This window comes from Acinetobacter sp. NIPH 284 (assembly GCF_000369425.1).
Classification (GTDB): domain Bacteria; phylum Pseudomonadota; class Gammaproteobacteria; order Pseudomonadales; family Moraxellaceae; genus Acinetobacter.
Genome location: NZ_KB850009.1, coordinates 337,453 through 355,269 on the forward strand (window position 1 = coordinate 337,453; position 17,817 = coordinate 355,269).

Sequence of the window (17,817 nt, forward strand, 5' to 3'; positions counted from 1 at the left end):
TTATTTCCCCTCACCTGTTTGTGTTTCATTGTATTCAGCAACTGCCTGGACTTCTGGATGAGCTTGTGGCGCCCATGCCACTGGACGATCCGTATCTAATTCAAAATTAGAAATTGCATCTTTCACTAAACGTGCATCTACCTCACCTTCGTCCGCTAATTTTTTCAAAGTCGCAACCACGATATGTGCAGCATCAACACCAAAGAAACTACGTAAGTTGGCACGTGTATCTGAACGGCCGTAACCATCTGTACCTAATGCAACAAATGGGCGACCATCTGGTAAATATGCACGGATTTGTTCACTGTACGCACGCATATGGTCTGTCGCAGAAACAACAATACCTTCAGTACCACGTAACTGTTTAGATACCCAAGATTCTTTCACTTCTTCAGCAAGCGCAAGTGGGTGTAAGCGGTTATATTCTTCGCATGCCATCCCATCACGTGACAACTCGTTGAAGCTAGTTACACTCCAAACGTTTGAATGGATTTGGTATTCATCACGTAAGATTTTCGCAGCTTTGATCACCTCACGAAGAATGACACCTGAACCCAGTAATTGAACTGTTGCTTTTTCATCTTTTTCGAACAAGTACATACCACGCTTAATGCCTTCCTCAGCGCCTTCTGGCATTGCAGGATGCTCGTAGTTTTCGTTCATTACGGTTAAGTAATAGAACACTCGCTCTTGGTTCACATACATGCGTTGTAAACCATCGTGTACGATCACAGCCAATTCATAACCAAAACATGGATCATAAGATACACAGTTTGGAATGGTGTTCGCCAAGATATGTGAATGACCATCTTGGTGCTGTAAACCTTCACCATTCAATGTGGTACGGCCAGCAGTCGCACCAAGTAAGAAACCTTGTGCCTGTGCATCACCCGCAGCCCATGCAATATCCCCAATACGTTGGAAACCAAACATTGAGTAGTACATGTACATTGGAATCATCGGCAAGTTATTGGTTGAATAACTGGTTGCCAATGCAGCCCACGCACTCATCGCACCTGCTTCGTTAATCCCCTCTTGCAGCATGTGACCGTCACTTGCTTCACGATAATGCATCAACTGTTCTTGATCTTCAGGCGTATATTTTTGACCGTGCGCAGCATAAATACCGAGCTGACGGAACATCCCTTCTAAACCGAAAGTACGTGCTTCGTCTGGAACGATTGGAACGACACGGTCTTTAATTGCTTTTTCTTTCAATAATGCAGCAATTAAACGAACCATCAGCATCGTGGTCGATTGCTCTTTACCGCCAGAGCCATTTAATACAGCATCAAATACTGATAATTCAGGAATCGCTAAAGTTTCACTCTCTTTACGACGTGCAGGTAGATAACCGCCTAACGCTTCACGACGCGCCTTCATATATTTCAATTCAGGCGAGTTTTCGCTTGGACGATAGAAAGGTACTTCTTCTAATTGCTCATCGTTAAATGGCAAATTGAAGCGATCACGTACATATTTTAAAGATTCGATTTGCATCTTTTTGATTTGATGCGTTTTGTTTACTGCTTCAATTTCATCAGACAAGCCATAACCTTTAACAGTTTTCGCTAAGATTACAGTTGGTTGACCTTTGGCTGTACATGCTTCTGCATAGGCTGCAAAAACTTTGTAAGGGTCATGACCACCACGATTTAGATTATCAATATCTTCATCGCTTAGGTCTTTAATCAACTCAGCCGCTTCTGGGTATTTACCAAAGAATTTTTCGCGTGCATATGCACCGCCCTTCACTTGTAAGCGTTGGTATTCGCCATCCAGTGTTTCTTCCATAACCGCTTTTAAAGCACCAGTGCTGTCTTTAGCCAGTAGTGGATCCCAATGACGGCCCCACACCACTTTAATCACACGCCATCCCGCACCACGGAATAAAGATTCTAATTCTTGAATAATTTTACCGTTACCACGTACAGGACCATCGAGACGCTGTAAGTTACAGTTCACCACCCAAATCAGGTTATCCAGCTTTTCACGACCAGCAAGTGAAATTGCACCCGTACTTTCTGGCTCATCCATCTCACCATCGCCCAGATATGCCCAGACTTTACGATTTTCTTCTTTGATCAAACCACGATTCATCAAGTACTTTTGAATGTGTGCTTGGTAAATCGACATAATTGGACCCAAACCCATGGATACAGTTGGGAATTGCCAATAGTCCGGCATTAAATACGGATGTGGATAACTCGGAAGACCATTACCACCCACTTCACGGCGGAAATTATTCAATTGATCTTCAGTTAAACGCCCTTCCAAAAATGAACGTGCGTAAATACCAGGGGCACAATGACCCTGATAATAAATCATGTCACCGCCGAAATTGTCCGAGGCAGCACGAAAGAAATGGTTAAAGCCCACATCGTACAAAGTGGCGGAAGATGCGAAGCTGGCAAGATGCCCACCAAGATCATCGCCTGTTTTATTGGCACGTAATACCATCGCCAAGGCATTCCAACGAATCAAAGCACGAATACGACGCTCCATATCTTGGTCGCCTGGCATCGCTGGTTGTTCTTCAACAGAAATCGTATTGAGATAAGGTGTATTTAAGCGTTGGATCGGAACATGTTTTGCAATAGCCTGTTGATAAAGTTTTTCTAATAAGAATGCGGCGCGTTCCGTGCCCATATGTTGTAATACTGAATCAAATGCTTCTTGCCATTCCTGGGTTTCCTGCGCGTCTGAGTCGCCATAAAACGCCATACAATTCACCTTTTCCCTTAAGTTATTTTGACCTTATATATTTATCATGTTTTGGTGCTATGGAGGTATCGCCCCAAATGAATACAAATTCCCTTAATATTTTCTTGCTAAATAGTCATTGACTCAAATGAAACAAAAAACATAAAAAAACGCCAATTAAGGCGCTTTCTTTTTAAATTTAATATACAACTGTTAACAAATTAGCTTAAGGCAACATGGCAAGATAAGTTGTTGGATTTTTACGTTGACCATTTTTGACAACTTCAAAATGCAAATGTGGTCCTGTACAACGTCCAGTACAGCCTACATTGGCAATATGTTCGCCTGCACTAACGCGATCACCCGCATTCACCATTAAGCGTGAAGCGTGAGCATAACGAGTGATATAACCGTTGCCATGATCGATTTCAACATATTGACCATAACCTGACCCCCAACCTGATTTGGTTACAACACCAGAACCTGTTGAATAAATAGGTGTACCTGATGGTGCCGCTAAATCAACACCCGAATGATGACGTGTCGTTCCTAATAAGGTACGGTTACCCCATGTTGAACTTACCCGCCCTTCTTGAAGTGGGTGATTAACTAACCACGAATAACCTGTATTTGCTGAAAAAGATGGTGCATTATCTTCGGCAGTCGATGAAATCGCTGAACGACCATATTTTCTTTCGATCGTAGCATTATTCAATTCAATGGTTTTTTCGCGCAATTTAACTGATACATTCGATACGGCAGGCAAATCAATATCATCAGGATGGCTATAAGAACCTTGTGCTAAGGTTTTAGATAATTGCTCTAGGCGGTCACCATCTGTTGCTTGACCAATATTTTGATAATCTGCAAAAGCAACCGAAGCGGCTGAAGCAGCGAGTGAGAATGCAAGTAAAATACGACGCATATGCATAAAAAAACCTCTTGAAACAGTCCTTAAATAGTTCCTTTATCATCTCTTCCTTGATAACAGTTAAAATGAACGCTTAAGATGAGCAGATAACCTCGAAGGAAGTTAACATGTCTGAACCTAGCAACGTTTTTCAACAGAAAGGACAACACATAAAAACTGGAAACTTAACGTTTCTGACTACGCAAGTGACTCGATGGAAACAACTTACGAAAATTATTCAACCTATACTGCCCCAACCAGAGCAATGGCAGGTTGTTTGTTATCAACATGGCGTTCTGATCATAACTGGTGAAAATCAAGCGATGATTAGTCAACTCAGCTATTTACAAAGCAACTATGTTGCGCAGTTAGCTCAATTAGAAGGACTCAAAGACTTACGAAAAATCCAAGTTCGCCTAAGAAACAAAATGAATGTTCCTCGTGAACCTTCTCCCCCATCTAAAACACTTTCTTCAGAAACCCAAGAGCAGTTACGCAGCGCCGCTGAATATGTGAGCGACCCTAAGCTTAGCCAAGCTTTACTACGTTTGGCAAGCAATAAAAAGTAAACTACTTATCTTAGGTATTGAAATATACACTTATTTTATGTGAACTAAATCTCAACTTTTATTGTTATAATATAACATAACCAATAAAAGACAATGACTTATATCACACTCACATAAGAAATTGGACAATCATTATCGTTATTAAATGTTACAATTTCATAACTGCTCGGATCATTTTGAACATTGCGCAACAGCTGATTATTGAGTGCATGCCCTGATTTATAGCCATCAAACTTAGCAATTACCTGATGACCCAATAAATATAAATCACCAACAGCATCTAAAATCTTATGACGCACGAACTCATCAGCAAAGCGTAATCCCTCTTCATTGACCACACCTGTATCATCAACACCAATCGCGTTCTCTAAACTCGCCCCTAAAGCCAGATTATTCGCCTTTAAATAATCAAGATCTTTCATAAAGCCAAAAGTTCGCGCTTCACTGACTTCGTATACAAAAGTTTCCGTTGAAAAATCAATCGACACGGATTGGTATTCTTTAGCAAATGCGGGATGATCAAAATCAATCGTAAAATTGAGTTGAAAACCTGAATGCGGGGTGAAAATAGCACGCTTATCTTCAATAAGTGCTTCAACAGGTTTTAGAATTCTAATAAATTTCTTTGGTGCATCTTGCTCTGCTAACTCACCTTGCATGAGTAAATAGATAAATGGACCTGCACTGCCATCCATAATAGGTACTTCAGAAGCAGAGACCTCGATGATTAAATTATCAATGCCTAATCCCGCTATAGCACTCATCACATGCTCAATCGTACCGACTTTTATATCTTCTCGCACAAGATTGGAACACATAAATGCTTCTTGAATGAGTAAAGCATTCGCAGGAATTTCTACAGGAGGATTGAGGTCAATACGGCGAAAGATAATACCTCCATCAATATGGTGAGGAACAAAATTAATCAGCACCTTTTGACCACTATGCAGACCAATACCGCTCGCTTTCACCACACGCTTGAGAGTACGTTGTTTCACCATACCATGACAACTTCATTTGCAAAAACCGATATAACTTAGCATATTTTGCCATTTTAAAAAAATAAAAAAGGGAGCAATTACTTACCCCCTTTCTCTAAACATATGATTTTATTATTTACGCTGCTGATTTTTCAGATAGTCTTGAATACTCATTGGCGATGAACGTGGTGTAGAACTTGGCGCTGCTGTAGCAGGTGCGTCTACATTTGCACGTTTACTGATCGCCGGAACATCATCTTCATCTACAGGTTGTTGGGTTTTAGCGATTGTTGTTGGCGTATGGGTTACTGTACGTTTTTTGGGTTCGGTATCATTGGCATTACGTGTCAAACCTGTTGCAATTACAGTCACACGCAACTCATCACGCGAATCTGGGTCAAATACCGTGCCATAGAAAATTTCACCTTCATCCAAATCAACAATCTGGTTGACCACTTCTGAAATAATGTCAATTTCGCGTCCAGTAATATCTTCGCCACCTGTGATATTCACCAATGCACCTTTTGCATTAGTGAGATTCACATTATCAAGCAACGGGCTACGGATAGCCTGTTCAGCCGCTTGACGAGCACGATCTTCACCACGTCCTGTACCCGATCCCATCATTGCGTAACCACGAGTACTCATAGCTGTTTTCAGATCAGCGAAGTCGAGATTCATATGACCATGGTTCACTACAAGATCAAAAATACTCCGTACCGCATTAAGTAATACATCATCTGCCTTTTTATAAGCATCTTTCATTGAAATATCACCATAAACGCTGAGTAAGCGTTGGTTTGGAATAATAATCAATGAATCAACATGCTCTTCTAAAGCTTCAATACCTTTTTCTGCTAACTTTTGGCGGCGGCGACCTTCAAAATTAAACGGAGTTGTTACCACACCCACGGTCAAGATGCCCATTTCTTTGGCGACCTCTGCAACCACTGGAGCGGCACCTGTACCAGTACCACCACCCATACCGGCGGTGACAAAGACCATATCTGTGCCTTCAAGGTGCTGGCGAATCACTTCGCGACTCTCTTCACCAGAAATTTGCCCCATCTCTGGTTTACCACCACAACCTAAACCACGCGTACTTTGTTCACCAATCTGAATTTTAAAAGGCGCATTCATGCTATCGAGTGCCTGTTTATCAGTATTGGCACAAATAAATTTTACACCTTGGATATCTGATTGCACCATATGTTGGACGGCATTACCACCACCACCACCGACACCAAATACTGTGAAACGGGCTTGACCGTTGCCATCGTCTAGTTCATCTTCTACCAATTCAAATGAGGTCATGACCTTTAGATTTCCTAATATATAAAATGGCAGTCACTTCAGCCCGTTACTGCCCTGATTTTTAAAACAACCGATGTTAAGATGCTGTTCAATAATAGCTAGCTTGTCAAGTACAACGGCTCACTATTACAACTTCCTAACAAATTTTCCCCAAAATACGTACAACTTAAAATATAGCTTTTAATTTGCTATTTAATGCATTCCAACCATTAGTCACTCGATCCATAAAACTTCGATCATTCGATTCTTCTGGTTCTTCTACTGCATCCTGCAAATCACTTTGGCTAAACATCAATAATCCTGACGCTGTCGCATACATCGAACGACGTAATGCAGCAAGATGTTGGTCTTCAGCGTAGACCTGTAAAGGTGGATTACCTAAATGTGCAGATACTCCAAGCATACGACGTGCCAAATTCACCATACCTTCAATTTGACAAGCATCACCTGTGAGTACTACACCATGATATAAACCATATATTGCCCCACTATGCTCTAACTCTTCACGAATTAATGTAAAGATTTCTTCATAACGCGCAATAATAATTTCTGCAAGCTCAATACGACTAATGGTCTGCTGTCCATCAATCGCTTGCACTTGAATCATATGGTCAGGTTTCACTACACTGAGATCAACACAACCATGTAAAATTTTAATACGTTCAGCTTCTTCAGTGGTCGTTTGTAAAACCGCTGCAATATCGCGGGTCACATTTTCACCACCACGTTGCAAGGTACGTACTAATGCTAAACGACCATCTAAATATACTGCGATATTGGTAATCCCTGCACCAATATCAACTAAGCATACGCCATATTCTTTTTCATCTTTGAGCAAACTAGCTTCAGCCGTAGCTAAACTAGATACCACCATTTTCTCTACCCCGATATTCGAACCTTTCATGGCACGATCAAGGTTTTGCATAGTATTAATCGGCATCATCATCAATTGATAATGCCCAGTCATGCTATGAGCCGACATATTGACTGGGTTCTGCACCCATTCAGCCGAATCGCCCAACTCGAAGCCTAATGGAACAGCACTTGCAAAATAATAATCTGGCGATACATGGCTCGCTTTGGCTAACTCTAATGCTCTAACCACTTCATTTGTCGTAATAATATGATCATGATTAACTACTGGTGTACGGCCTGATGCGTAAAAACTTTGCAATTCAGTACTTGGAATTGACACCCATGCGCTATGGATACGACACTCCGCCATATCTTCGGCTTCAGAGACTGCATTTTTAATCGCAGCAATCACCTTATCCAAGCTCACAATTTTGCCTTTAACCATGCCTCGGTTGCGAGCAGTTGCCATGCCAATCACTTGGATCTTATCCGGTGCATGGACCTTACCAATCAAAACTGAGACTTTATGCGTCCCAATATCAATCGCAACAACTGAGGAAACAGCTTCACTCATTACTTCATTACCATATCTTTTGTTGTTTAGTACGGGCAAACTGCCTGTTATTTTCAAGCCACGTATTATGGCTTTGCCTCAATTGCCCCTGCAAGGCTTGTGTCATCAATCGTTACAACTAACTGACCATTGACAATCTTTGGCGGGATTGCGTTTTTCCATTGAATAGCGAGACCATTCCGATAACGCAAATCAATTGCTGAGATTTTCGACCATACAGGTTTGAGATCCGTTTGTGCCAAATGGCTTAAGCGTTGAAGCTTATTCATGGTCTGATCTTGATCAACAATAATCCGTAGACCTGAATCAAACTGCATAAACCACGTCATTCGCTCTGTTAAATACAATTCTTTTAATCTTAAATTCGCTGGATGAAACAGTTGATTAATTTCATTATAGCGACGCATCATCATTTTGGATTGGCTGACTGGCCCATGTAAAAGTGGCAAGTTTGGATGTACTTTTAATACAGCTTCACTAAAGACATCACCATTGTCACTGAGCAAACGCCCTGTTCCCCAACGCGCAATTGCGTGACGCGGCATAACTCTTACACGAATCCCATTCGGCCAAGCTCGTGATACCACGACACGGTCAACCCATGAGACCTTTAACGCCTGGTCCCGAATCTGCTCTAAATCGGAAGTGAAATAGTTATCTTTGATCATTGGACTTAGATATTGTACTAACTGCTGATTTTCAATATCCGAGTTAGTCCCAACCACCTGTAATTGTGCGACTTTTGCATCAGTCATCACTTTATATAAGCCATATAGACCAATTGCCAATACAATAAAAGCAATGATCAACAACGCCCAGCCACCCGCGTTCACCATTTTTTGTTTAGGCGAAGGCGGTTTCTCATGAATAGAGCTGATGGCAGGTCGTGTTTTACGACGCATTGATGCAGGAAGTTGAGCCATGAATAATTAAGCCGACTTTGCTAAAGTTTGCTCTAAAATTGCTAGGCAAAGCTCATCAAAACTATAACCGACCGCTTGTGCGGCTTTAGGTACAAGCGAGTGGCTGGTCATTCCCGGTACGGTATTGACTTCTAACAACCAGAAATTTCCTTGCTCATCCTGCATTGCATCAATACGCCCCCAACCTTCTGCACCGACTGCTTGGAAAGCACGTAGACACAATGCTTGTAAGCTTTTCTCTTCGTCTTCGCTTAAACCACAAGGAATGCCATATTCCACGTCATTGCGTTGATACTTTGCCTCATAGTCATAGAAAGCCACGTCTGCGGGTGGTTGTAAACGAATCACAGGCAACGGCTGACCATTCAAGAATGAAATGGTGAATTCACGACCCGTAATCCACTTTTCAGCCATTACCACAGCATCATGCTGTGTCGCTTTTTCGATTGCAGCCGCAAAATCCTCTGCTTTCTCAACCTTGCTCATCCCGACACTCGAACCTTCGTGCACAGGTTTGATAATCACAGGCAAACCTAAATCTGCAATGACTGCATCCAGATCTGAGTCTTTCGTAATGATGCGGTATGGTGCGGTTGGTAAATCACTGCCCTGCCAAATTTGTTTGGTTTTGACTTTGTCCATCCCAATCGCAGAACCCTGCACACCCGTACCTGTGTATGGAAGGTTTAACCACTCCAACACACCTTGGATCTGACCATCTTCACCACCACGACCATGCAATACGATAAAAGCACGATCATAACCGACCAACTCAGTCACGCTTCGCTCTTGTGGATCAAATGCTTCTGCTTGCACACCTGAGCGCAACAAAGCCTCTAAAACGGCTTGACCACTATCCAATGACACAGCACGTTCAGCTGACTTCCCACCAAACAACACAGCAACTTTGCCGAATTTTGCAGCATTTGACACGTTTATATCCTTAAAACTGTAAAACTTTTATATTCACGAAAATAAATTATTTGGCATACAAACGATGCTGAGCCAATTCTACCGAAATTGCGCCCACGTTACCCGCGCCTTGTGTTAATAACAAGTCATTCGCTTGTAACACTTTTTGTAAAACATGCGGCAAATTGCCATCAACTGGATCAACTAGAATCGGTTCAACTTGACCACGTAGACGAATACTCCGTGCCAAAGCTCGACTATCCGCCCCCACAATCGGTTTTTCACCCGCTGGATAGACTTCCAGTAATAACAGTTGATCCACTTGTGATAACACATCGACAAAATCATCAAAACAATCACGAGTACGACTAAAACGGTGTGGTTGAAACAACATCACCAAACGACGGTCTGGATGGCTGGCACGCGCTGCTTTAATCGTTGCTTCTACCTCTTTCGGATGGTGACCATAGTCATCCACCAATTTCACCAAGCCTTCGCCCACTGCAAATTCACCTTGAACTTGGAAGCGACGACCCACTCCACTGAAGCCTTCTAAAGCACGGCAAATCGCACCATCAGAAACACCTTCATCAGTTGCCACACCAATCGCAGCCAATGCATTCAAGACATTATGCAAACCTGGCTGATTGATGGTGACACGTAATGGCTCACGATCTTTACGCAGTACAGTAAAGTGCGATTGCATACCTTCTTGTAACACATCCACAGCACGAATATCGTTATCTTCACCAAAACCATAGGTCAACGTTGGACGACCAATACGAGGAAGAATTTCACGGATATTGGCATCATCACCACAAACGACTGCCAAACCATAGAATGGTAAATTATGTAAGAACTGAATAAAGGTATCTTTTAACTTATCAAAGCTACCTTCATAGGTGTCCATATGATCTGCATCAATATTGGTCACGATCGCAGCCATCGGTTGCAAATACAGGAAAGATGCATCTGACTCATCAGCTTCTGCTACGATAAAACGGCTTTCACCCAGTGCGGCATTGACACCTGTGCTATTCAGCAAACCACCAATCACGTAAGTTGGATCTAGATTTTCTTCTGCCAACATCGTCGTTAATAAACTAGTCGTTGTGGTTTTACCATGCGTTCCAGCGACTGCAATACCATGACGGTAGCGCATTAACTCCCCTAGCATTTCTGCACGACGTACAATTGGGGTACGTTGTTCAATCGCAGCTTTAATTTCTGGATTTTCAGGATCAATCGCAGTTGATACCACGAGCACATTGGCATTTTTAATATTTTCAGCCGAATGCCCAATATAAACTTTAATACCATTGCTTTCGAGTTGCGCTGTGGTCTTTGAGGCTTTGATGTCTGAACCAGAAATTTTATAACCTTGATTGGCCAATACCTCGGCGATACCACACATCCCCGCACCACCAATCCCAACAAAGTGGATATGTTTAATACGGCGCATTTCTGGCACTTTGATGAGCTTTTTGGCTTGGTTTGGATTTGTTGGAGACATAAATAAACTCGAATTACAATTTTTTAATCAGATCAACCACATGCTGAGTTGCATTCGGTTGTGCTTGTTGACGTGCTTTAATTGCCATTTCAGACAGTAGTTGGCGATTTAATAATGTGGCTAACAACTCATCTAAAACAGTGGGTGTCATGTCTGCTTGTTGACAAATTTTCGCAGCGCCGACATTTGCTAAAAATTTCGCATTTGCAGTCTGGTGATCATCCACTGCGATAGGCAGCGGAACAAACACTGCAGCAAGACCCGCAGTTGCGACTTCTGTAACCGTTAATGCACCAGCACGGCAAATAATTAAATCAGCGTCACTGTAGGCTTTTGCCATATCATGAATAAAAGGCTCAACCTGAATATTTAAATTTGCAGATGCACCCTGATAACGTTCACGCGTAATCTCTTGCTGATTTTGGCCGCATTGATGAAACACATTCAATGGAACATTGACTTTTTTCAGAGCTTCAGGCAAACGCTCATTCAGTGCTTGTGCACCCAGTGAACCACCAACAATCAAAATATTCAGTGGTAATTGTGCTTGCTCACGGGTTTGATAACGCCATGATGGGTTCAAAATCGCAGTAATCTCAGCACGTACAGGATTACCTGTGGTCACGACTTTATCACTGTTTGCAAATGTATTTGGAAAAGCCTGACACACGGTCTTGGCAATACGCGCCAGTTGGGTGTTGGTAAATCCTGCAATCGCATTCTGTTCATGGATTAACACAGGAATACCGAGTAAACGTGCTGCTAAACCACCTGGTCCAGCGACATAACCACCGAAACCCGCCACAGCATCAATGTTTAATTGCTTCATATAGCGCATCGCGCTTAATGTTGCTTTTAGAATTTTAAATGGCGCACTCAGTTTACGTAAAATACCATTACCGCGTACGCCTTGAATATCAATTTGATAAATCGGAATATTTTGATCTTTGAGTAACCGATTTTCCATTCCCGTAGGCGTTGCTAGCCAAGAGACTTGGCAGCCATCCTGTTGCAGTTGTTTGGCAACAGCAAGCGCAGGGAAAACATGTCCACCTGTGCCAGCGGCCATCATCATGACATGTTTAGGTTTATTCTGTAGCGAATTGATCACGGTCTAATTCTTCAACTCAAAAGAAGGTTATCGTCTATTGTTTTCGGAAGTTATTCTAATCCTAAAGCTTCATTCACGAAAAGCGAATTTCACCTGTTTACAACAGAAAGCTGAGCTTTTTTTAATTCTTTGTTGAAAACAAGGTTCTAACAATATCCAAACGCCCATTTGCACATAAATTTAATCCAAATACAAACGGGCAGTTTGGTCAAAAAATGGCGTAATCTTAGCTGTTTCGCCCTGCTTCTAGCACATCAAATAAATTATCTGCAATCGAGGTACCAAACTGAGCATCAATCTCACGAATACAGGTTGGACTGGTGACATTTATTTCAGTCACATAATTACCAATCACATCAAGCCCCACAAAAACCAAACCTTTTTCACGTAAGAAAGGCCCTACTTTTGCCGCAATCATTTTGTCATTTTCAGTAAGTGGACGCGCTTGACCTAAACCACCTGCCGCCAAATTACCTCGGACTTCACCATTTTGCGGAATACGCGCTAAACAATATGGAATCGGTTCACCATTCACCATCAAGATACGCTTATCACCTTCAACAATTTCAGGAATATAACGTTGTGCCATGATTGGACATGTGCCCATTTCGGTAAGCACTTCCAGAGTTGAACCAATATTTACCCCATCTTGGTATAAACGGAAAATCCCCATCCCACCCATACCATCCAAAGGTTTCACAATCACATCGCCATGTTCTTTGATGAATTCACGAATTAGGCTTTGTTGAGACGTCACCAAAGTCGGTACTTGTAACTCTGGGAATTGAGTTGCGAACAGCTTTTCATTACAGTCACGTAGCGATTGTGGTTTGTTAATAATCCACGCGCCTTCACGTTCAGCCTGTTCCAAAATATAAGTGGTATAGACAAAATTCATATCAAACGGTGGGTCTTTACGCATCAACACCACATCGTAATCCGCCAATGACTCTTTGCGCTTCTCACCCAACTCATAATAATGATCGTAATCTTCAAAGACTTTAAGCGGTGAAATCAAACCAAAGGCTTTACCCTGATCAATATATAAATCGTGTTGTAATACATAACCCAATTCATGACCGCGACGGCTTGCCGCCCATAACATTGCCATGGTTGAATCTTTCTTAAGATTCACCGTTTCAATTGGATCCATCACTACAAGTACACGCATAATTTAACGCTCATATTTTTAATCTTGGCAAAAGTATAGCGAAGTTTGTTGATGTTGTTTAAACAAGTTATGTAATTATTAAATCTAAAAAATTCTAATTTATTCAAATCACTAGATTCGATTTATTTAAATAGACGATTTTCTGAGTGATAAAAATTATAAAATTACTGGCAAATGATTTCATCGCCAGTAATTCGTGCAACATTCGCTTTCAGCGTCGAATTAAGCCAAAAGTTTTTGAATATCTTTGCCAATTTTTTCAGGTTTGGTCGTTGGAGAATAACGTTTAATCACTTCGCCATTTTGATTAATCAAAAACTTGGTGAAATTCCATTTGATGCTTTCACTACCTAAAATACCTTTGGCTTCTGAGGTGAGGTATTTATAAATCGGATGTGCATTTGAACCATTCACATCGACTTTGGCAAACATAGGAAATGACACACCATAGTTGCGTTGACAGAAGTTGCCAATTTCTTCATTGCTTGATGGGTCTTGGTTAGCAAACTGGTTACATGGAAAGCCTAAAATCACCAAACCTTGTTGTTGATAGTCTTGATATAGCTTCTCAAGTCCTTCAAATTGTGGGGTTAAGCCACATTGGCTTGCCGTGTTCACCACCAATAAAACCTTGCCTTGATAGTCTGCAAAGTTCTTTTGCTCGCCTTCTAAAAGTTCAGCCTGAAAATCATAAATTGTGGTCATACAACATCTCGCTCTGATTCAATCAATCTTATTTGCCCAATAGCTTTGTGTATTTGTTCAGCTATGCAAATTAATATTGCACACAATTATATTGTGCGCAAGTTAATTATGCGCAATATACTTTTGCGATTAATCAAACTATACTGTGAGTTCGCAAAGATAACGTTGAGGAGCAAAGCATGACTGAATTTTCTTACTTGGATAATCAAGTGTGTTTTGCAATGTATTCCGCGACCAATGCGATGATTCGTCAATATCGTCCATTGCTTCAGGAATACGACCTGACCTATCCGCAATTTATTGTGCTGTTGGCTTTATACGAAAAAGACAATGTGACGCTGTCTGAAATTGGTCAAAAGACCTTTTTTGATTCGGGCACGCTGACACCAATTATTAAAAAACTTGAAGAAAAACAGTTTTTAAAGCGCGTTGCAGTGAAAGAAGATGAGCGTATGAAAAAGGTGATCTTGCTTGAAAAAGCACTTGCTGCAAAAGATGAAATTACCTTAATTCCGTTTAAACTCGCCTGCTCTTTAGGTGTTGATCCGAATGATTTGGTGGCAATTCATAATCTATGTCATCGTTTTTTAAAGGGTTTGGAGGATTCTAAACTCGAAAGCATGAGTGAATAAATGCAGCAAGCTATTGTTGGATTTCACCTCGATGAAGAAAACCACTGGGTTGCTGACCTCGCCTGTGGTCATGGTCAGCATGTGCGCCATGACCCACCGTGGCAAAATCGCCCTTGGGTGTTGACTGAGCAAGGGCGTAAGGAAAAGTTAGGGGTGATGTTGGAATGCAAGACGTGTGAGGAGAAGCGATTCGCATAAGAGATTTTATGTTAAAAATAGGCAATATTTTAATGTGACAGAATTAATTTAAGAAGACATAACACATTGTTTTTTGATATGAAACAAGAGGAGTAATTTTATTATTGAGCGTTAAATAATTTTGATTTATATATATTTTCTGAAAAATAACTAAAAAATGAAAAATCCACTATATACTGCGCGGCATAAACTTACTTAGTGTGTTTTTAGGGGGATTTATATGAAACCAATTGCTAAATTAGGTCTTTGTACGTTACTTATAGTAGGTACGTTTAATATCACGGGCTGTTCAGTATTTATGGCTGCAAAACAGCCTGAAAAAAAAGATACTAAGATGCTTGCTGTTGGTGTACCGAGAGCTGTGATTTTAGCTGAATTCGGTGCTCCTGTTTCAACTGTAAAGAATGGTGATGAAACTGTCGATATTTTTTCTTTTAAACAAGGTTATGGTAAGGCAGCAAAATTTGGGCGTATGATGTTTCATGGAGTAGCTGATGTTGCTACTTTGGGACTTTGGGAGATCATTGGTACTCCAGTTGAGTCAGGATTTGATGGCAATAATATTGCCTATCAAATTACTTACGATCAAAACGATAATGTTAAAACAGTTGTGCAATTAAAAAAGTAACTGTGAAAATAAAAAACTGACATCCTGATCTGACCCCTAAAAGTTAGACAGGAAGTTATGCAGTATTTAAGGACTGATTTCTTGAAAGCTCTCAGTGGTTTACCTCGATGTTGAACACGAAGCTCTTTCATGTTGGTAAATTTAGAGTCTAGGCTGAAAGCCTTATAGAGTGTATGTGATTCTTAGTTTTGATCATTTTTTAAGCAAAAGTGTTGGCAAAAACTATCAAAACTGCTCATAAAAAAGCCGACTTGTTTCAAAATCGGCTTTTTGGGCATTTTTGGATTTTTCTTGTTTTATTAAGTATCTGATATTTATATTAATATACAAATGTATTGTGCATAACCGCCATTATGTTAAATGGTGTCAAAAGCTAATTTGAATATTAACTTTAGAGACGTTTATAGATCGCTTTATTCGCACTAGTGCGTCTTACAAACGTAGCAATTTTTCTAGATTCAACTTCCTGACGAAATAGTCTACCCAATCGTTTACGTTCACCACTTGATAGTTGCTCCCATATTTGATCAGAACAAACATCATTAATATGGAACTCAGCACCTGATGCTTTTTTTTCTGAATTTTGAATTGCTTGATTAATTAGTGAATCTAGAGCCAACGGTTTTTTAGGCTCTATTGGTTTAAGCAGAGTCTTATTTAAAGCATTTTCGATGTATGTATTTAAATCAATATTCTGCTCGATAGCTTGATTTAAGCTCCCTGCTAACACTTTTTCATCTAACGTGATCATTAAGTCTGTAGCCATGTTCATCTCCATAAAATTTGTAATGAGTTGTCTCATTTGCATAATGAGAATTGATATGGAATATAAATTTTTTTAAATCATTAGTCAATCATTATTTTAATGAGATGTAATGAGAAATTTGTTTTTTATTTTTTAAAGATTATAGGACTTACGCATTGACGGATTCAAAAAAGTATTAAAATAGTTTATAAAGTATCTGTGATCAGACGAACTAAACATGCTTCTACAGCAACTTGTACATTACCCATTTATATGGGCTTTCTCATGACAGAACCGAACTCTATTAGCTGCACACAACTTGCCGAGACTTATAATATCTCGCATGATAGTGTAAATCGCTTTCTGGAGCGTGAAGACTACACACCTCACGACCTATATCAAGAAGCAATTCAACATATTGATAATAATAAACTTATAGTCAGTATTGATGATACTGTTTTAGATAAACCATATAGTCAACATATGGACTTGGTTAGCTATTTTTGGTCAGGCAAACACCACCGATCCGTCAAGGGGATTAATCTCATTACCCTGTATGCGACAGATCAGAATGGTCAAAATATTCCAATTAATTTCCGAATTTATGACAAATCTGAGGGTAAAACCAAGAATGATTACTTTATGGATATGTTAAGTGAAGTACTTAGTTGGGGTGCAAAGATTCAATTTATTACAGGTGATAGTTGGTATTCATCGACTGGAAATCTAAAAACCATAAGAAAATATGGTATTCGATTTATGTTTGGTATCGACTGTAACCGTAAGGTTTCCCCAGAAAAAGGACAATGGTTTCAACTGCGTTTATTGCCAGATTTTCATCAGGGTCAAGTGGTCTGGCTCAAAGATTTTGGCTTTGTACAATTATTTAAGACTCAGTTAAAAGAACAGCAGAGGTTTTATATTGTGCATCAAGATGAAGATGATTTATTGTCCTTTGAGGGTTTTCATGAATTACATTCAAGTCATTGGAAAATAGAGCAATATCACCGAGTGATTAAACAGGTTTGTCATATTGAAAAGTTTCAAGTAAGACGATCTAAACTGATTTTGAATCATATTTTTGCAGCCTTGATGGCCTACGTCGAGATACAAAAGAACCAGTTTGAGCGGATCTTTGAAAATGTATATCGTTGGCAGAAGAAATTATTTAGACCAATCATCAAAGACTTCATTGATGACTTTATTCTCGATAAAAATCATCTCCTACCACAGAGAATCTATAAATAATAGTGCGTAAGTCCTAGATTAGAAGGGGGAATTTTTAAATATTTCTACACTTAACATAATACACCTTATACGAAATGCGTTATAATTTTCTTTAGAAATCAATACTGTAGTTTCTAGTTTATAGCC

Annotated in this window: 17 protein-coding genes and 1 pseudogene; 5 read left to right on the forward strand and 13 right to left on the reverse strand. The window is 40.3% G+C overall.

The genetic code is table 11. The features are described 5' to 3' along the window. Entirely contained in the window at window positions 1-2,724 is a 2,724-nt protein-coding gene (gene aceE, locus F908_RS02490; RefSeq protein WP_005156850.1) for a pyruvate dehydrogenase (acetyl-transferring), homodimeric type, read from the reverse strand. A 205-nt stretch (window positions 2,725-2,929) separates the two neighbouring features. Further along, a complete protein-coding gene (locus F908_RS02495; RefSeq protein ID WP_005156851.1) occupies window positions 2,930-3,634 on the reverse strand; it encodes a M23 family metallopeptidase in 705 nt (234 codons plus the stop codon). 107 nt (window positions 3,635-3,741) lie between these two features. Between F908_RS02495 and F908_RS02500 the strand changes: the two genes are divergently transcribed. Then, window positions 3,742-4,182 (forward strand): hypothetical protein, encoded by a 441-nt coding sequence (locus F908_RS02500; protein WP_005156852.1) that lies wholly within the window; start codon window positions 3,742-3,744, stop codon window positions 4,180-4,182. Between the two features lie 98 nt (window positions 4,183-4,280). Here F908_RS02500 and lpxC read toward each other — a convergent pair whose 3' ends face one another. From lpxC to F908_RS02545, 9 genes are all read right to left on the reverse strand, one after another. Next, the gene (gene lpxC, locus F908_RS02505) at window positions 4,281-5,183 is read right to left on the reverse strand and encodes a UDP-3-O-acyl-N-acetylglucosamine deacetylase (protein ID WP_005156853.1); all 903 of its coding nucleotides are present in this window, start codon (window positions 5,181-5,183) and stop codon (window positions 4,281-4,283) included. 111 nt (window positions 5,184-5,294) lie between these two features. Then, on the reverse strand, window positions 5,295-6,476 hold the full coding sequence (gene ftsZ, locus F908_RS02510; protein ID WP_005156855.1) for a cell division protein FtsZ: 1,182 nt from the start codon (window positions 6,474-6,476) through the stop codon (window positions 5,295-5,297). A 166-nt stretch (window positions 6,477-6,642) separates the two neighbouring features. After that, entirely contained in the window at window positions 6,643-7,905 is a 1,263-nt protein-coding gene (gene ftsA, locus F908_RS02515) for a cell division protein FtsA (protein WP_005156862.1), read from the reverse strand. 65 nt (window positions 7,906-7,970) lie between these two features. Next, entirely contained in the window at window positions 7,971-8,828 is an 858-nt protein-coding gene (locus F908_RS02520) for a cell division protein FtsQ/DivIB (protein ID WP_005156864.1), read from the reverse strand. A gap of 6 nt (window positions 8,829-8,834) precedes the next feature. Beyond that, window positions 8,835-9,761 (reverse strand): D-alanine--D-alanine ligase, encoded by a 927-nt coding sequence (locus F908_RS02525; RefSeq protein WP_005156868.1) that lies wholly within the window; start codon window positions 9,759-9,761, stop codon window positions 8,835-8,837. 46 nt (window positions 9,762-9,807) lie between these two features. Beyond that, window positions 9,808-11,253, reverse strand: coding sequence for a UDP-N-acetylmuramate--L-alanine ligase (murC, locus tag F908_RS02530; RefSeq protein WP_005156872.1), 1,446 nt, complete (start codon window positions 11,251-11,253; stop codon window positions 9,808-9,810). 13 nt (window positions 11,254-11,266) lie between these two features. Continuing rightward, on the reverse strand, window positions 11,267-12,364 hold the full coding sequence (gene murG, locus F908_RS02535) for an undecaprenyldiphospho-muramoylpentapeptide beta-N-acetylglucosaminyltransferase (protein ID WP_081399858.1): 1,098 nt from the start codon (window positions 12,362-12,364) through the stop codon (window positions 11,267-11,269). A 226-nt stretch (window positions 12,365-12,590) separates the two neighbouring features. Beyond that, window positions 12,591-13,535 (reverse strand): glutathione synthase, encoded by a 945-nt coding sequence (gshB, locus tag F908_RS02540; RefSeq protein ID WP_005156877.1) that lies wholly within the window; start codon window positions 13,533-13,535, stop codon window positions 12,591-12,593. A gap of 222 nt (window positions 13,536-13,757) precedes the next feature. After that, a complete protein-coding gene (locus tag F908_RS02545; protein WP_005156879.1) occupies window positions 13,758-14,240 on the reverse strand; it encodes a glutathione peroxidase in 483 nt (160 codons plus the stop codon). A 179-nt stretch (window positions 14,241-14,419) separates the two neighbouring features. Here F908_RS02545 and F908_RS02550 point away from each other — a divergent pair, with 179 nt between their 5' ends. The 3 genes from F908_RS02550 (at window position 14,420) to F908_RS02560 (ending at window position 15,698) form a co-directional block, all read left to right on the forward strand. Beyond that, window positions 14,420-14,872, forward strand: coding sequence for a MarR family winged helix-turn-helix transcriptional regulator (locus tag F908_RS02550; RefSeq protein ID WP_005156881.1), 453 nt, complete (start codon window positions 14,420-14,422; stop codon window positions 14,870-14,872). Continuing rightward, entirely contained in the window at window positions 14,873-15,070 is a 198-nt protein-coding gene (locus F908_RS02555; RefSeq protein WP_005156883.1) for a DUF3565 domain-containing protein, read from the forward strand. 220 nt (window positions 15,071-15,290) lie between these two features. Next, the gene (locus F908_RS02560; RefSeq protein WP_005156886.1) at window positions 15,291-15,698 is read left to right on the forward strand and encodes a hypothetical protein; all 408 of its coding nucleotides are present in this window, start codon (window positions 15,291-15,293) and stop codon (window positions 15,696-15,698) included. Window positions 15,699-15,781: 83 nt separating this feature from the next. Here the strand turns inward: F908_RS02560 and F908_RS15865 are convergent. Together F908_RS15865 and F908_RS02565 are read right to left on the reverse strand one after the other, a co-directional pair. Continuing rightward, window positions 15,782-15,847: pseudogene (locus F908_RS15865) on the reverse strand (type II toxin-antitoxin system RelE/ParE family toxin); the annotation flags it as partial. Window positions 15,848-16,089: 242 nt separating this feature from the next. Continuing rightward, window positions 16,090-16,464, reverse strand: a complete 375-nt coding sequence (locus F908_RS02565; RefSeq protein ID WP_005156891.1) for a DUF1413 domain-containing protein — start codon at window positions 16,462-16,464, stop codon at window positions 16,090-16,092. Window positions 16,465-16,662: 198 nt separating this feature from the next. Here F908_RS02565 and F908_RS02570 point away from each other — a divergent pair, with 198 nt between their 5' ends. Further along, on the forward strand, window positions 16,663-17,691 hold the full coding sequence (locus tag F908_RS02570; protein WP_081399852.1) for an IS701 family transposase: 1,029 nt from the start codon (window positions 16,663-16,665) through the stop codon (window positions 17,689-17,691). Window positions 17,692-17,817 lie beyond the last annotated feature (126 nt).

Coding starts and splice junctions, on each gene's coding strand:
- aceE (WP_005156850.1), bottom strand. CDS start 2,724: ATGGCGTTTTATGGCGACTCAGACGCGCAGGAAACCCAGGAATGGCAA.
- F908_RS02495 (WP_005156851.1), bottom strand. CDS start 3,634: ATGCATATGCGTCGTATTTTACTTGCATTCTCACTCGCTGCTTCAGCC.
- F908_RS02500 (WP_005156852.1), top strand. CDS start 3,742: ATGTCTGAACCTAGCAACGTTTTTCAACAGAAAGGACAACACATAAAA.
- lpxC (WP_005156853.1), bottom strand. CDS start 5,183: ATGGTGAAACAACGTACTCTCAAGCGTGTGGTGAAAGCGAGCGGTATT.
- ftsZ (WP_005156855.1), bottom strand. CDS start 6,476: ATGACCTCATTTGAATTGGTAGAAGATGAACTAGACGATGGCAACGGT.
- ftsA (WP_005156862.1), bottom strand. CDS start 7,905: ATGAGTGAAGCTGTTTCCTCAGTTGTTGCGATTGATATTGGGACGCAT.
- F908_RS02520 (WP_005156864.1), bottom strand. CDS start 8,828: ATGGCTCAACTTCCTGCATCAATGCGTCGTAAAACACGACCTGCCATC.
- murC (WP_005156872.1), bottom strand. CDS start 11,253: ATGTCTCCAACAAATCCAAACCAAGCCAAAAAGCTCATCAAAGTGCCA.
- gshB (WP_005156877.1), bottom strand. CDS start 13,535: ATGCGTGTACTTGTAGTGATGGATCCAATTGAAACGGTGAATCTTAAG.
- F908_RS02545 (WP_005156879.1), bottom strand. CDS start 14,240: ATGACCACAATTTATGATTTTCAGGCTGAACTTTTAGAAGGCGAGCAA.
- F908_RS02550 (WP_005156881.1), top strand. CDS start 14,420: ATGACTGAATTTTCTTACTTGGATAATCAAGTGTGTTTTGCAATGTAT.
- F908_RS02555 (WP_005156883.1), top strand. CDS start 14,873: ATGCAGCAAGCTATTGTTGGATTTCACCTCGATGAAGAAAACCACTGG.
- F908_RS02560 (WP_005156886.1), top strand. CDS start 15,291: ATGAAACCAATTGCTAAATTAGGTCTTTGTACGTTACTTATAGTAGGT.
- F908_RS02565 (WP_005156891.1), bottom strand. CDS start 16,464: ATGGCTACAGACTTAATGATCACGTTAGATGAAAAAGTGTTAGCAGGG.